Origin of the sequence: Kitasatospora sp. NPDC052896, assembly GCF_044547075.1 — a bacterium.
Classification (GTDB): Bacteria; Actinomycetota; Actinomycetes; order Streptomycetales; family Streptomycetaceae; genus Kitasatospora.
Genome location: NZ_JBITZU010000007.1, coordinates 89,794 through 103,972 on the forward strand (window position 1 = coordinate 89,794; position 14,179 = coordinate 103,972).

9 protein-coding genes are annotated in these 14,179 nt (G+C 71.2%); 3 read left to right on the forward strand and 6 right to left on the reverse strand.

The genetic code is table 11. The features are described from left to right. Positions 1-46 precede the first annotated feature (46 nt). Both ACIGXM_RS16770 and ACIGXM_RS16775 read right to left on the reverse strand, forming a co-directional pair. Positions 47-250 (reverse strand): cold-shock protein, encoded by a 204-nt coding sequence (locus tag ACIGXM_RS16770; RefSeq protein WP_396561433.1) that lies wholly within the window; start codon positions 248-250, stop codon positions 47-49. 298 nt (positions 251-548) lie between these two features. Continuing rightward, positions 549-2,738 carry an MMPL family transporter gene (locus ACIGXM_RS16775; protein WP_396561435.1) on the reverse strand — a complete coding sequence of 730 codons (2,190 nt, stop codon included), beginning with the start codon at positions 2,736-2,738 and terminating at the stop codon, positions 549-551. Positions 2,739-3,300: 562 nt separating this feature from the next. On the opposite strand from ACIGXM_RS16775, the gene ACIGXM_RS16780 reads away from it, so the two are divergent. Both ACIGXM_RS16780 and ACIGXM_RS16785 read left to right on the forward strand, forming a co-directional pair. Next, positions 3,301-4,164 carry a polysaccharide deacetylase family protein gene (locus ACIGXM_RS16780; RefSeq protein ID WP_396561437.1) on the forward strand — a complete coding sequence of 288 codons (864 nt, stop codon included), beginning with the start codon at positions 3,301-3,303 and terminating at the stop codon, positions 4,162-4,164. A 178-nt stretch (positions 4,165-4,342) separates the two neighbouring features. Then, positions 4,343-5,827, forward strand: coding sequence for a serine hydrolase domain-containing protein (locus ACIGXM_RS16785; RefSeq protein WP_396561439.1), 1,485 nt, complete (start codon positions 4,343-4,345; stop codon positions 5,825-5,827). A gap of 12 nt (positions 5,828-5,839) precedes the next feature. Here ACIGXM_RS16785 and ACIGXM_RS16790 read toward each other — a convergent pair whose 3' ends face one another. From ACIGXM_RS16790 to ACIGXM_RS16805, 4 genes are all read right to left on the reverse strand, one after another. Beyond that, positions 5,840-6,652, reverse strand: a complete 813-nt coding sequence (locus ACIGXM_RS16790) for an exonuclease domain-containing protein (protein WP_396561441.1) — start codon at positions 6,650-6,652, stop codon at positions 5,840-5,842. Between the two features lie 139 nt (positions 6,653-6,791). Then, positions 6,792-8,153 carry an iron uptake transporter deferrochelatase/peroxidase subunit gene (gene efeB / locus ACIGXM_RS16795; RefSeq protein WP_396561443.1) on the reverse strand — a complete coding sequence of 454 codons (1,362 nt, stop codon included), beginning with the start codon at positions 8,151-8,153 and terminating at the stop codon, positions 6,792-6,794. Further along, positions 8,153-10,240: an iron uptake transporter permease EfeU gene (gene efeU, locus ACIGXM_RS16800; protein WP_396561445.1), complete on the reverse strand. Its 2,088-nt coding sequence runs from the start codon at positions 10,238-10,240 to the stop codon at positions 8,153-8,155. The genes efeB and efeU overlap by 1 nt, the downstream gene beginning before the upstream one ends. A 201-nt stretch (positions 10,241-10,441) precedes the next feature. Then, the gene (locus ACIGXM_RS16805; protein WP_396561447.1) at positions 10,442-11,704 is read right to left on the reverse strand and encodes an SAV2148 family HEPN domain-containing protein; all 1,263 of its coding nucleotides are present in this window, start codon (positions 11,702-11,704) and stop codon (positions 10,442-10,444) included. Between the two features lie 356 nt (positions 11,705-12,060). Between ACIGXM_RS16805 and glgX the strand changes: the two genes are divergently transcribed. After that, a complete protein-coding gene (glgX, locus tag ACIGXM_RS16810; RefSeq protein WP_396561449.1) occupies positions 12,061-14,166 on the forward strand; it encodes a glycogen debranching protein GlgX in 2,106 nt (701 codons plus the stop codon). Positions 14,167-14,179 lie beyond the last annotated feature (13 nt).

Here is a 14,179-nt window from a genome sequence, read left to right on the forward strand (position 1 = left end):
GGGCCTTCGCTGCGTCGTGCGTGCTTCCAGCAGTGTGCCGGAAACGTCAGATGACGCGGATGTTCTCGGCCTGCGGGCCCTTCTGGCCCTGGGTCACGTCGAACTCGACCTTCTGACCCTCGACCAGCTCGCGGAAGCCCTGAGCCTGGATGTTCGAGTAGTGGGCGAAGACGTCAGCGCCGCCACCGTCCTGCTCGATGAAGCCGAAGCCCTTTTCGCTGTTGAACCACTTCACGGTGCCGGTAGCCATAACCGTCTCCTCTAAAACTGGGGCATCGAGACCCGCACCTCGCGAGCCTCAAGTAGCCGCGATCCCCATCCGGAGATGACACCGGACAAAACAAATGCGCCTGTTGGTTGGTACCAGCAGGCGCACACAAACGTTCATGGGAACCAAAACTGCAACTACGTCGACTGTAGCACGGCAGGCGACAGAACGATCGGATTATTTTCGCACCATGGCCCACTCCGCAGCTCGGCGGAGTGGGCCATGGCACTACTACCGGTCCGGTACCGGCTCGCTATCGGCCGTCACCGGGCCGCCCGGACTAGCGCAGGCCCGCCGGCTCCGGCTCGCCCTCGCTGTGCCGGCTCCCGGCCACCGCGGTCGCGCCGCCGTGGCCGTGGCCCGCGATGTCGCCGTGCCCCGGCCACCAGGCCTTGCGGCCCAGCAGCGCGGTCAGCGACGGGGTGAAGAACATCGCCATCACGAAGGCCGACACCACGATGCCGAAGGCCACCGAGAAGCCGATCTCGCTGAAGAGCGAGTTCCCGGCCAGCAGCATGGTGGCGAAGGTCGCCGCCAGGATGCCACCCGCCGCGGCGACGGTCGGACCGCCGTGCCGCAGGGCCAGGCTCGCCGCCTCCCGGGGACCGTGGCCCTCCTGGGCCTCCTCCCGCAGTCGGGCGATCATCAGGATGTTGTAGTCGGTGCCGATCGCCACCACGAACAGGTAGATGAACATCGGCAGCATGAACATCAGCCCGGAGGTCTGGCTGCCGAAGGTCACGAAGACCAGCGTGGTCGCGCCGACCGTGGCGCCGAAGCCCAGGCCGACCGCCGCCATCAGGTACCAGGGGGCGACGACGCTGCGCAGCAGCAGGCCGAGGATCAACATGATCAGCAGCGCGGCGATCGGGAAGACCAGCTCGTAGTCGTGCGTCATCGCGGTGTCGATGTCCTTGTACACCGCCGTGATGCCGCCCACGTAGGCCTGGGTGCCCTGCGGCGCGTCGGCGTGCGCGACCGAGCGCAGCGGGCCGATGACGTCGATGGCCGCGTTGGACTCGGGCGAGTCCTTGAGCGTCACGCTGTAGTTGGCGGTCAGGCCGTCCTTGCTCAGCTGCGGCTGCGGGCTCACCTGGGCGACGCCGTCGACCTTGGCGAGCGCCGCGCCGAACGGCGCGAGTTCGGCCTTGTCCAGCGGGCTGCCGTTGGTCGAGGTCAGGAAGACCTGGGACGGCTCGGCCGCACCGGCCGAGAACGCGCTGGTCATGGCGGTCTGGACCACCATGGACTCCTTGGTCTTCGGCATCGAGCCGGAGGCCAGGTCGAAGGTGCCCTTGTAGCCGGTGGCCCCGAAGGCGAGACCCACCAGCAGCAGGCCGGAGACCGCGGCGACGACGCCCGGGCGGCGCTGCACCAGGCCGCCCAGGGCGGCGAAGCGGGCGTTCTTCGGCTCGCGCTGCCAGGCCTTGCCCGGCCAGAACAGCACCCTCTGCGGGATCAGCGACAGGATCGCCGGTACCAGGGTGACCGAGGCCAGCGCCGTCACGAAGACCGCGATGGCCAGCGACGGGCCGAGGCTCTTGAACATCCCGAGGCTGGAGAGGATCAGCACGCTGAACGCCACGATGACCGCGCCGGCCGCCGAGGAGATCGCCTCGCCGACCCGGGCGACCGCGTTGACCACGGCGGTCTTCCGGTCGTCCCCGGCCCGCAGCCGCTCGCGGTAGCGGAACATCAGGAAGAGGAAGTAGTCGGTGCCGACACCGAACAGCACCACGATCAGGATCGCCGAGACCGAGTTGTCCGCCTGCAGGCCGAACCACTTGCTGGCGTAGCCGATCAGCCCGTTGGCGACCATCGAGAAGACCGCGATCGACATGACCGGCAGCAGCGCGATGATCGGACTACGGAAGATCAGCAGCAGCGTGAGCAAGATGATCACCACGGTGCCGATCCCGATCAGCGCGTTGGCCAGCTGGGAGGAGTCCTGCTGGTCGAGCGCCTGCGCGGCGGAGCCGCCCAGCTGCACCTTGAGGTCGGTGCCGCTGGCCAGCGCCTTGCTGTCGTCACGCAGCTTCTTGGCGGTGTCCGTGGTCCCGGTGCCCTGCTTCGGGGCGTCCTTGGTGAAGCCCACCATGGACAGCGCGTCCTTGCCGTCCGCCGAGATGCTCCGGGCACCGACCGGCACGATGGTCTGGACGTACTGGATGTTCTCGGCGGTCAGCCCCTGGACCACCTTGTTCATCGCGGCCTGGTCGGCGGCGTCCAGCTTGCCGCCGTCGTTGCGCTGGAACAGCAGGATCGCCGACGGCGTGAAGTTGGCCGGGAAGGCCTTCGTCTGCAGGTCGGACGCCTGGATGGACTCGTAGTGCGAGGGCAGGAAGGCGCTCTCGTCCGTCTGCGCGGTCAGCTTCGGCGCGGTGGCGACGATGGCGACGGCGGCGACGATCCATGCGACTATCACCCACCAGGCGCGTTTGACAACGAATTGTCCGATTCGGTGGAACATGCTCGATGCCTCCTGGGCATGGTTCACCGCAGCCCTGGGGGGACGGGATGCCGGGCGACGGCTGGGAGACCGGCGGGCGGCACGCCTTAGCCGGTCGGCAGGTAAGTGAACGTGGAGGCATCCTACGCGAGATTACTTGCCGACCGGCAAGTGCCCCCATCTCCGGGATGCCATCCGGGGCACGGTCCGGCTGCCCCGCCACCATCCTGACCCGACCACCCCCTCGCCGACCTCGTGCTCCGGGTGGAGACTCCTCCCCCTCAGGGTGGAGTTCCGCTCAATACCCAGGTCGGAGCGGCCTTGACAGAAACCCCGAGGAAACCCCCACCGCCACCCCTCCCCCAGCACGCCCCGAGCCGCCGCGGGCTCACGACACGCCCGCCTCAGAAATGAGTTTCGGCACCCCGACCGACGCTCAACTCCGGCGCCGCGCACAGCTTCTCCATATCGTGGAGATAATATGATCAAAGGATGAGCGCATCGGAGTGGCTCCATCCAGGTTCATGGTCGTAGCAGCAGCCATCCACCCCGGACGGCTGGTCGCACGTCAGGAGCCGCCGCCATGCCGGAACGTGGCACCACCCACCGTCCCCTTCTCCGCCGCACCGCCGCCGGTTGCAGCGCCCTGCTCTCCCTCGTCCTGGCCTGCTCCTGCGGGCTCGGCGACGGCCAGGGCGGCCCGCGCACCCACGGTCAGGCGAGCCCGAGCGGCGCCAGGAGCGCCGGCCCCGGCAACGACGCCGCCGGGAAGGCCCGGCCCAAACCCGTCCCCGGGGACAACACCCCGTCAGCCCCGCCACCCGCCCAGCAACCGCCGGCGCCGCCCGACTCCTCGGTCACCTACCACACCGCCGGCGGCGGCCGGACCGTCGCGCTCACCTTCGACGACGGCCCGGGCCCGGCCACCGGCCAGATCCTCGACCTGCTCGCGAAGTACCACGTCAAGGCGACCTTCTGCCAGGTCGGCGAGGAGATCGTCAACTACCCGGACATCGACAGGCGGATCCTCGCCGAGGGCCACCGGCTCTGCGACCACACCCTCACCCACCCGCAGCCGATGTTCACGCTCTCCTCCGCCCAGCAGGCCCAGGAGGTCCTCGACGCCAAGGCGACCATCATCGAGGCCGGTGGCCCGGGCACCCGCGTCACCTGGTTCCGCGCCCCCGGCGGCGACTTCACCACCGCCAACGTGAAGACCGCGGTGGAGCACGGCATGCGCCCGCTCGGCTGGACGGTCGACCCGGTCGACTGGTCCGACCCCGGCGTCGACAGCATCGTCACCACCGTCAAGCAGGAGCTCCAGCCCGGCGGGATCGTGCTGTTCCACGACGGCGGCGGCGACCGCAGCCAGACCGTCACCGCCGTGAGCCGGCTCCTCCCCTGGTTGATCCGGCAGGGCTACGGCTTCGACTTCCCCGAGAACTGACCGCCCTTCCCTCCTCCCAACCCCGGCCCGGGGACCCCGGGCCCCGGGCCGACAGACCCGAACGGATCAGTCCCCGCCCGCACGGCCGCGCGCCCGGACCGCCCGGACCTTACGTTGGCCATGGCCCGGCCTCACCGGCGCCAGATCCCCCGCCGACCGCCGAGAGAGGCACCCCGACATGACGGACCGAGTCGAGCGCCCGTACCCCCGCGCGCCCCACCGCCGGACCCTGGCCGCCTCCCTCACGGTCCTCGCCCTGCTGCTCGGCTCGGGCTGCGCCGCCGACCGTGCCACCGACTCCGCGGTGGCCGCCAACCCGTCCACCTCCGCGTCCGCCTCCGGCATGGTGACGCTGACCCCTGCGGTCAGCGCGCAGGTCGACGGCGCGATCAAGCAGGTGCTCCGGCAGGCCAACGTGCCCGGCGTCATCGTCGGCATCTCCAGCCCGAACAACGGCAGCTACACCAAGGCCTTCGGCGTCGCCAACACCGGCAACAACACCCCGATGTCCACCGACATGAACATGCGGATCGGCAGCGAGACCAAGAGCTTCACGGTCACCGCGCTGCTCAGGCTGGTGGACGCGGGCAAGGTCGGCCTGGACGACCCGATCTCCAAGTACGTCCCGGACGTGCCGAACGGCGACAACATCACCCTTCGCCAACTCGCCGGTATGCGCAGCGGGTTGTACCCCTACACCGCCGACCAGGACTTCGTGCACGCACTGCTCGCCAACCCGAACCAGCAGTTCACCCCGCAGCAGCTGCTCGGCTACTCCTTCAAGCACCCCGCGGGATTCGCGCCGGGCAGCCGGTTCCAGTACTCGAACACCAATACCATCCTGCTCGGTCTCGCGGTCGAGAAGGCGAGCGGCCAGCCGCTCGGCAGCTACCTCCAGCAGCAGGTGCTGATGCCGGCCCAGCTGTCGCACACGGTCTTCCCGACCGACGCGACCTTCCCCGCTCCGCACGCCCACGGCTACACCAACCAGACGTCAAACGGCACCATCGCCGACGCGACCAACTGGAACCCCTCCTGGGCCTGGGCCGCCGGGGCGATGATCTCCAACCTCAGCGACCTGCAGAGCTGGGCCAAGACCCTCGCCACCGGCAGCCTGCTCACCCCCGCCACCCAGGCCCAGCGCCTCCAGGAGCGGTCCACCGGCGCCCCGGGCACCAGCTACGGCCTCGGTGTCTTCACCGACAACGGCTGGGTCGGCCACAACGGCTCGCTGCCCGGCTACCAGACCCTGGCCGTGTACCTCCCGAGCGCCGACGCCTCCCTGGTGGTGCTCGCCAACACCGACGTCGGCTACCAGGGCAACGAGGTCTCCACCCTCTTCGGGCAGGCCATCACCAACGTCATCAGCCCCGGCAACGTCTACACCCTCCCGGCGATGTTCCCCTCCCCCGCCGCCTCGGCCTCCCCGTCGAGCTCCGCCTCCGCGACGAGCTCCGCCTCCGCGACGGCTTCGGCTTCGGCTTCGGCTTCGGCTTCGGCTTCGGCTTCGGCTTCAGCGACAGCTTCAGCGACGGCTTCGGCATCGGCATCGGCGTCGGCGTCGGCAGCAGCGACGGCATCGGCATCGGCGAGCACCGCCGCGTCGCCCCGCGCGCACGCCTCGGCCTCCGGCACCAGCGCCCCCTCCGCGATCAACGAGTGACCGCCCCGGCCCTCAGCGCAACGGCCAGCGCGGGTCGATGACCGCGTCGGGGGTGGTCACGCGCAGCCTGGCCTGTCGGGATTCGGCCCAACCGCGGTACCAGCCGATCTGGTGGGTGTGCAGCGCCTCCAGGGTGAGGTCACCGACCTCGCGGGGGTAGCGCTCGGCGAGGGCGACGGCGAGCCGGACGGCGGCCAGCGCGTCGGCGGCGGCGGTGTGGGCGTCGGCGAGCGGGACCCCGTACACCTCGCAGACGTGCTGCAGGGTGCGCGGGCCGGGCCGGTCACGGTCCACCGCGCGGTCGATCACCAGCGCGTCCAGCACCGGCACCACCAGCCGGCCGGCCAACCGCTCGGCGAGGGCGGGCCGGCCGTGCCGGCGCAGCTCGGCGTCGAGCAGCGAGAGGTCGAACGGGGCGTTGAAGGCCACCACGGGGTGGCCCTGGGCGAGCCGGACGCACAGCGCCGCCGCGATCTCCTCGACCGCCTCGGCCGGGTGACGACCGCCGGCCCGCGCCTGCTCGTCGCTGATGCCGTGGATCGCCTGGGCCTCCGGCGGTATCGGGACGCCGGGAGCGAGCAACCAGTGTCGGGCCCGGGTGGGGGTACCGCCGAGGGTGTCGACCAGGGCGGCGGTGACGATCCGGGACTCGGCGGGGTCGGTCCCGGTGGTCTCCAGGTCGAAGCCGACCAGGCCGCGCTGCCACCAGGCGGGACCGGCGGAGGGCACGGGGGCGGGCGGTACGGGGGTGGGCGGTATGGGGGTGGGCGGTATGGGGGTGGGGGTGTCGTGGTTCATCGCTCTGGCCCGCTCTGCTCCGTCCATCGCCGGCGCCCTTCTGTTCAGCTGCCGCGTCGCATGGGCCCATCATCGCCGCCACCTGTGACAGTGCGCGGAGCGGGAACGCCACGGGCGGTCGGGAGCGTGACCGCCCCGACCGCCCGTGGGTCGTGCCGAACCCCCGTCAGGCGGCGGCGAACATCCCGCGGCCGAGCCAGTCGTTCGCGTCGCGGACGCCCGGCAGGACGAAGAAGTAGCCGCCACCGGTCGGCGAGATGTAGTCGACCAGCGGCTCGTCGATCAGCCGGGTCTGGGTGGCCTCGAACTGGCGCTGGACGTCCTGCTGGTAGCAGCAGAAGGCCAGCCCCATGTCGAGGTTGCCGACGCCGTCGATGCCGCGGTCGTAGTTGTAGCCACGGCGCAGGATGCGCGAGTCGTCGGTCTGCTGGGTGCGCGGGTTGGCGAGGCGGATGTGCGCGTCCAGCGGGATCGCGTTGCCCTGCGGGTCCTTGGCGTAGTCGGGGGTGTCGGTCTCCTTGGCGCCGTCCAGCGGCGCGCCGGTGTCCTTGCGCCGGCCGAACATCTGCTCCTGCTCGGCGAGCGAGACCCGGTCCCAGAACTCGACCAGCATCCGGATGATCCGGATCACCTGGTAGCTGCCACCGGTCGCCCAGGCCGGCTCCCCGCCGCCGCCCTGGAGCCAGACCAGCTGGTCCATCTCGCGGGACGACTTGACGTCCGGATTGGCTATGCCGTCCTTGAAGCCCAGCAGGTTGCGCTGCGCGCCGGTCGGCCGCGGCGCGTTCTGGAAGCCGTCGATCCGCCACTTGACCTGCATCGCGCCACGGGTGTGCTTGGCGATGTCGCGCAGCGCGTGCAGCACGGTGTCCTGGCTGTTGGCGCAGATCTGCAGCGACAGGTCGCCGTGCAGCTCGGCGGCCTGCAGGTTGTCGTTGGGGAAGGTCCGCATCGGGGTGAGCTTCACCGGCTTGGCCTTGGCCAGCCCGTACCGCCCGTCGAAGAGCGAGGCGCCCACCCCGACGGTCACCGTGAGGTTGTCGCTGGGCACGGTCGGGCCGAGGATCCCGTTGTCGGACGGCGGCGCGCCGACGCCCAGGTCCGGCGGGGTGCCACCGGAGGTGAGGAACCGGATCCGGTCGGTCAGCGTGTGGAAGAGGTCCTCCAGCGCGTTGCGGTCCGGCGCGATCACGGTGAACGCGACGAACGCGGCGGCGGTCTGCTGCGCGGTGGTGACGCCGGCCTGGTGGACGCCCTCGAACGGGATGGCCGCGCTGGCCGGGGTCCCGGTGTCCGCGGCGGCCCGGTCGCCGCTGCCGAGGACCAGACCGCCGGCACCGACCAGCGCCGCGCCGGCCGCGCCGACGCCGAGCGCGGCACCCAGGAAGCCACGCCGGGCGGGCCCGGCCGGGCAGCCCGCGGCCTCGGCCTGTCGGGCGAGGGCGGCTCGGGCCGCCTCGGCCTTGTCGGCCGCGAGGGCCTGGTGCGGGAAGGGGCAGGACCCGATGGTCTCGTGCTGGCTGGTCATCAGGCGGACTTCCGGATCTCAAGAAGGTCGGGGATCGGGGAGAGGTCTTCGAGCAGTTGGCCGGTGGCGCCGTTGAGCTGCGCGCGGACCGTGGTGTCGAGCTGTTCGACCGGGGTCCAGCCGCCGTCCGGGTGGTGCTGGGCGGCGAGCAGGTCGGCCACCCGCTTGACGTCCGCGTTGACGGTGCCGAGCAGTTGCGGGCTGCGTGCCTGGATCAGCGGCTGCAGGACCGTCAGCAGCTCCTGGGTACCGGCCAGGTTGGCCTGCGCGGTGGCCAGGTTGGTGCCGCTGCCCTCGTCGGTGTCGGCGGTCAGCTCGAACTGGAGGGTGTTCTCCAGGATCTCGTGGGTGCGCAGCGGCAGGTCGGTGGGGTCGAAGTCCTGGCTCGGGAACGCCTTGCCGAGGCCGTCCACGTCGCTGACCAACTGGTCGGCGACCGGGGCGAGGTCGGCGGCGCTCTGGTTGTGCCAGAGGCCGTACTCCAGGCGGTGGAAGCCGCTGAAGTCCTTGTCGTCGACGCCGTCCGGCAGGCCGTCGGCCCGTCCGTTGATCTTCTTGTCGAAGTCGGCGAAGGTGCCGTAGGCGGCGCCCAGCGAGGAGTACTGCAGGTGCGCGGTGAGCCAGTCGGCGCGGGCCGCGTCGAGGTCGCCGCCGTGCACGTCGGCCTGCAGCTTCTGGGTCTGCGTCAGCAGGGTGGCCAGGCCGGACTGGACGTAGGTCCGGTAGGCGGCGAGCGGCCCGTTCAGGTCGTCCTCGGAGACCGGGAGGACGGCCGGGACGGCGTTCTGGCCCCCGGTGACGTGCACGGTCTGCGAGGTGACCGCGGGGCCGCCGGTGGGGACGCAGCGCCAGGCGTAGTCGCCGTTGCCGATGGTGGCGGTGAGCGGGCGGGTGGTGCCGGGGGCCAGGCCCTCGACCTCACCGTAGACCGCGTTGGTGGTGGGGTTGACCAGGTAGACCTCGGAGGTCTTGCCGCCGGCGTTGTGCATCTGGAAGGTCTGCTGGCCGGGCTGCGGGGCGGTGAAGCCCTTGCCGCAGTCGGACTGGGCGTCGGAGACGGTGACCGTGCCGGCGGCGGCCGGCTTGCCACCGCTGACGGCGATCACCACACCGGCCACCACGGCGGGGACGGCGACCAGGGCCGCGGGCAGCAGCCAGCGCGGGCGTGACGGCCCGGCGGCCTCGGCGGCCGGCGCGGGCTCGGTGGTCTCAGCAGTCTCGGCGGCCGGCGTGGCCTCGGCGACCTCGGCGGTCCCGGCGGCCGGCTTCGGCTCGCTCGCCCGCACCCCCGTCACGAAGAGCGGCAGCACGACCGCCAGGTACAGCACGTACGCCACGACCTGGAGCCAGCTCATGCTGACGGTCAGGTTGAACACGCCCTGCACCAGCGTGGCGTACCAGGACCCGGCGTCCACCGACCCGCTCAGGTCGAAGGCGTACGCGTGCCCGCCGGGCAGCACCCCGCCCTCCTGCAGGTCGCCCAGCCCGTAGCTGAGCACCCCGGCCGCGATCACGATCAGCACCAGGCCGGTGTTGGTGAAGAACCGGGTGAGGTTGATCTTCAGCACCCGCCGGTACAGGCCCCAGCAGAGCCCCGCCGCCAGCACCAGGCCGATCCCCGCGCCGATCGCCGGTCCGGTCGCCTCACCGGCCGAGCGCGCGGTGGTCCACAGGAAGAGCGAGGTCTCCAGCCCTTCCCGGCCCACCGCCAGGAAGCTGGTCAGGACGAGCACCCCACCGCCCATGCCGAGGGCGGCGGTGACCTTCTCCCGGATCTCCGAGGAGAGGTTGCGGGCCGAGCGGCGCATCCAGAAGACCATCGCGGTGACGAAGGCGACCGCGATGATGCTCAGCGCGCCGCCGAAGGCCTCCTGGGACGTCCCGGAGAGGTTGGCGGCGGTGAAGGTGAGCACCGCGCCGAAGCTGAGCGCGAGGCCTATCGCGGCGAGCACGCCGGTCCAGACCTGCGGAAGGCGGGCCTTCTGGCCGGACCGGACCAGGGTGGCGACCAGGATCGAGACGATCAGACCGGCTTCCAGACCCTCCCTGAGCCCGATCAGAAAGCTTGGAAAAGCATCGTCCAGCATGGACAGTGCACTCCTCCCCGGGCCCACCCGGTCATACCTGAGAACAATCGCAAGGGCATGCGTTCGGCCAGCGCCGGCTGCGCTTAGCTTAGGCACACCTTAGTCACACCCCCAGGGCGCGTCCATGCCGGGGGTATACCGAGGCTTTGCCATGCCTTGTCGAACGGATGCACGACTGCTCAGCTCACGGGCGGGAACCGCTCAGCTCACCGGCCGGGAATCGGCCCAGACCCCCTCGAACTCCTCCCGGTAGACCTCGAGCAGCCCCGGCTCCTCCTCCTCGTCCCCGCCCGGCACCGCCCGCAGCACCAGCGCCGGCGACTCGATCCCGCGCGCTCGCCGCAGGTACGGCTGCACCACCCCGAGGTCACCGCCGCGCCGCCGCGAGCCCGGCACCCGCGGCCCCTCCACCAGGTAGGCGGTGAACCGCGGCGTCTCGTCGAACACCCGGATCTCGAAACCGCCCTGATCGCGCAACCGGGCCCGGACCCGGCGGACGTGCATGATGTTCATCTCGATCGACCGGGACAGCTCACCCCGCCCCAGCCCCAGCTCCCGCTCCCGCCGGCGCACCGCGCTGCTGGCCGGGTTGAGGAAGAGCAGCCGCACCCGGCAGCCGTCGGCGGCCAACCGGACCAGCCGCTTGCCGGTGAAGTTCTGGCAGAGCATGCCCAGCCCGATGCCCAGCGCGTCGAGCCGCCGGGCCCCCTCCAGCAGGTCCTCCACCGGCAGGTCGCGCTGCAGCCGCACCCGGTCCGCGTGCACCGCCGCGACGTCCGCGTACCGGCCGGCGACCAGCTCCTCGATCACGTCGGCCGGCAGGCCCGCCGCCATGGCCGAGCGCCCGTCCAGCAGGCTGAGCACCCGGGCGGCGGCCCGCTCGGTCTGCGCCAGCACGGTCGGCGAGAGGCTGCGGTTGCGGGAGACCACGTGCCGGGCGACCTCCAGCTCGTCCAGCGCCAGCTCGATCTCCCGGCGGTCGTCCAGGTACGGCTCGAAGCACGGCCAGTGCTGCACCATCAGCTCGCGCAGCTGAGGAAGCGTCAGGAAGACCAGCGGATCGTCGTCGGCCGGGTCGAGCAGGTAGCCCTTGCGGCGGCTCACCTCGCGGACGGCGGTGGCCCGTTGCACCCACTCCTCGCCGACCGGGCCGGCCGCCGCGGTCACCCAGTCCGCGCCGTGCGCGGGGGCGTAGACCGGGCGCAGCAGGTCGTCCAGGAGCGAGCGCAGCCGCTGTTCGACCAGGTTGAGCCAGACGTAGGCGCGGCCGGTCAGCCGGACCCGCTGGTAGGCGCGCTGCCACTGCTCGCTGCTCCAGCCCGGCGCGGCCGGGTCGGGGGCGGTCTGGGCGGGCACCAGCCGGCCGCCACCGGGCGAGCCCAGCACGACCGTCGGGGCTTCCGTCCGCCCGCCAGGTGCCGCACCGCCGAGCCCGTCGGGCCAGTCGTCGGCGGGGAACACCATGCGATACCTCACCTCTCGGCGCCGCTCCCGCACGGAGGGCGTGACGATCAAGGATACTGCCCGGCCCCTCGCCCCGGCAGCCCGTTGCGCCGGCACGCCATCCGAAAGAGTCCCGGTCGACGCCCCGGAGTCGCGGTGGACGGACACCCGTTCGGGCGAACTACGGCTGAAAGGGCGTCAGTGGAGGGGTCGGAGCGGCAACGATGCCATGACAGCGCGTACCCCGGTCCTGTGCCGTGCGTCACGATGGGTGGCGTGTACACATGTGGTACGCGCCACCCGGGCATACCGCACCCAGCGGTGCGCCGACGTCCCAGGGGGCAGCCGCTCCCGTGATTCCAGGGAGTTGAACGCTCATGCAGGTCTGGCCGGGACAGCCGTACCCCCTCGGTGCCAGCTACGACGGGGTGGGCACCAACTTCGCCGTGTTCTCCGAGAGCGCCGACCGGATCGAGCTCTGCCTGCTCGCCGAGGACGGCACCGAGACCGCCGTCGAGCTGCGCGAGACCGACGCCTTCGTCCGGCACGCCTACCTCCCGGGTGTCCACCCCGGCCAGCGCTACGGGTTCCGGGTGCACGGCCCCTACGATCCGGTCCGCGGCCGCCGGCACAACAGCGCCAAGCTGCTGCTGGATCCGTACGCCAAGGCGATGAGCGGCACCATCGACTGGGACGAGTCGGTCTACGGCTACCACTTCGGCGCACCCGAGCGCCGCAACGACCTCGACTCCGCCCCGCACACGATGCACTCGGTCGTCATCAATCCGTACTTCGACTGGGGCAACGACCGCCACCCACGCACCGAGTACCACCGCACGGTGCTCTACGAGGCCCACGTGAAGGGGCTGACCCGGCTGCACCCCGGGATCCCCGAGGAGATCCGCGGCACCTACGCGGCGCTCGCCCACCCCGCGCTGATCGAGCACCTGGCCAAGCTCGGCGTCACCGCGATCGAGCTGATGCCGGTGCACCAGTTCGTCCGCGACCACCGACTGCGCGACCTCGGGCTGACCAACTACTGGGGCTACAACACCATCGGCTTCTTCGCCCCGCACGGCTCGTACTCCTCGGTGGGCGACCGCGGCCCGCAGGTGCAGGAGTTCAAGTCGATGGTCAAGGCGCTGCACGCGGCCGGGATCGAGGTGATCCTCGACGTGGTCTACAACCACACCGCCGAGGGCAACCACCTGGGCCCGACCCTCTCCATGCGCGGCCTGGACAACGCCTCGTACTACCGGCTGGCCACCGACCCGCGGTACTACATGGACACCACCGGCACCGGCAACAGCCTGCTGATGCGCAGCCCGCACGTGCTGCAGCTGATCATGGACTCGCTGCGCTACTGGGTCACCGAGATGCACGTGGACGGCTTCCGGTTCGACCTCGCGGCCACCCTGGCCAGGCAGTTCCACGAGGTCGACCGGCTCTCCTCGTTCTTCGACCTGGTCCAGCAGGACCCGATCGTCTCCCAGGCCAAGCTGATCGCCGAGCCGTGGGACGTCGGCGAGGGGGGCTACCAGGTCGGCAACTTCCCCCCGCTGTGGACCGAGTGGAACGGCATGTACCGGGACACCGTGCGCGACCTGTGGCGTGGCGAGAACGCCACGCTCGCCGAGTTCGGCTCCCGACTGACCGGCTCCGCCGACCTCTACCAGGACGACGGCCGCCGCCCGCTCGCCTCCATCAACTTCGTGACCTGCCACGACGGTTTCACCCTGCGCGACCTGGTCTCCTACAACGAGAAGCACAACGAGGCCAACGGCGAGCACAACCGGGACGGCGAGTCGTTCAACCGCTCCTGGAACTGCGGCGCCGAGGGCGGGACCGACGATCCGGAGGTGCTCCGGCTGCGGGCCCGCCAGCAGCGCAACTTCATCGCCACCCTGCTGCTCTCGCAGGGCGTGCCGATGCTCTCGCACGGCGACGAGCTGGGCCGCACCCAGCTCGGCAACAACAACGCCTACTGCCAGGACAACGAACTCTCCTGGGTGGCCTGGCCGGAGAGGTCCGAGCTGCTGGAGTTCACCCAGGGCATGGTCTGGCTGCGCCGCAACCACCCGGTCTTCCGGCGCCGCCGGTTCCTCCGCGGCCGCCCGGTCGCCGGGACGCACGACGACCTGACGGACATCGCCTGGTTCACCCCGTCCGGCGACGAGATGACCGACCGGGACTGGGGCACCAGCTACGCCAAGTCACTGACCGTCTTCCTGAACGGCGCGGCGATCTCCGAGCCGGACCGCCGCGGCGGGCGGATCATCGACGACTCGTTCCTGCTGCTGTTCAACGCGCACAGCGAGTCGCTGCAGTTCACCGTGCCCAAGGAGCACGGCGAGGAGTGGCAGGTGGTGGTGGACACCACCCAGCCGGTGCTGCCCACGCCGGGGACGGGGCTGCGGGTGAAGGCGGGCGACGGGCTGTGGCTGACGGACCGTTCGCTGCTGGTGCTGCAACGACCGGCCTGAGCTGCCGCCGCTT

What these genes read in the sequence shown, in the direction of transcription:
- glgX (WP_396561449.1), top strand. Translation starts at nt 12,061, where the DNA reads ATGCAGGTCTGGCCGGGACAGCCGTACCCCCTCGGTGCCAGCTACGAC.
- efeU (WP_396561445.1), bottom strand. Translation starts at nt 10,240, where the DNA reads ATGCTGGACGATGCTTTTCCAAGCTTTCTGATCGGGCTCAGGGAGGGT.
- ACIGXM_RS16790 (WP_396561441.1), bottom strand. Translation starts at nt 6,652, where the DNA reads ATGGACGGAGCAGAGCGGGCCAGAGCGATGAACCACGACACCCCCACC.
- ACIGXM_RS16805 (WP_396561447.1), bottom strand. Translation starts at nt 11,704, where the DNA reads ATGGTGTTCCCCGCCGACGACTGGCCCGACGGGCTCGGCGGTGCGGCA.
- efeB (WP_396561443.1), bottom strand. Translation starts at nt 8,153, where the DNA reads ATGACCAGCCAGCACGAGACCATCGGGTCCTGCCCCTTCCCGCACCAG.
- ACIGXM_RS16785 (WP_396561439.1), top strand. Translation starts at nt 4,343, where the DNA reads ATGACGGACCGAGTCGAGCGCCCGTACCCCCGCGCGCCCCACCGCCGG.
- ACIGXM_RS16775 (WP_396561435.1), bottom strand. Translation starts at nt 2,738, where the DNA reads ATGTTCCACCGAATCGGACAATTCGTTGTCAAACGCGCCTGGTGGGTG.
- ACIGXM_RS16780 (WP_396561437.1), top strand. Translation starts at nt 3,301, where the DNA reads ATGCCGGAACGTGGCACCACCCACCGTCCCCTTCTCCGCCGCACCGCC.
- ACIGXM_RS16770 (WP_396561433.1), bottom strand. Translation starts at nt 250, where the DNA reads ATGGCTACCGGCACCGTGAAGTGGTTCAACAGCGAAAAGGGCTTCGGC.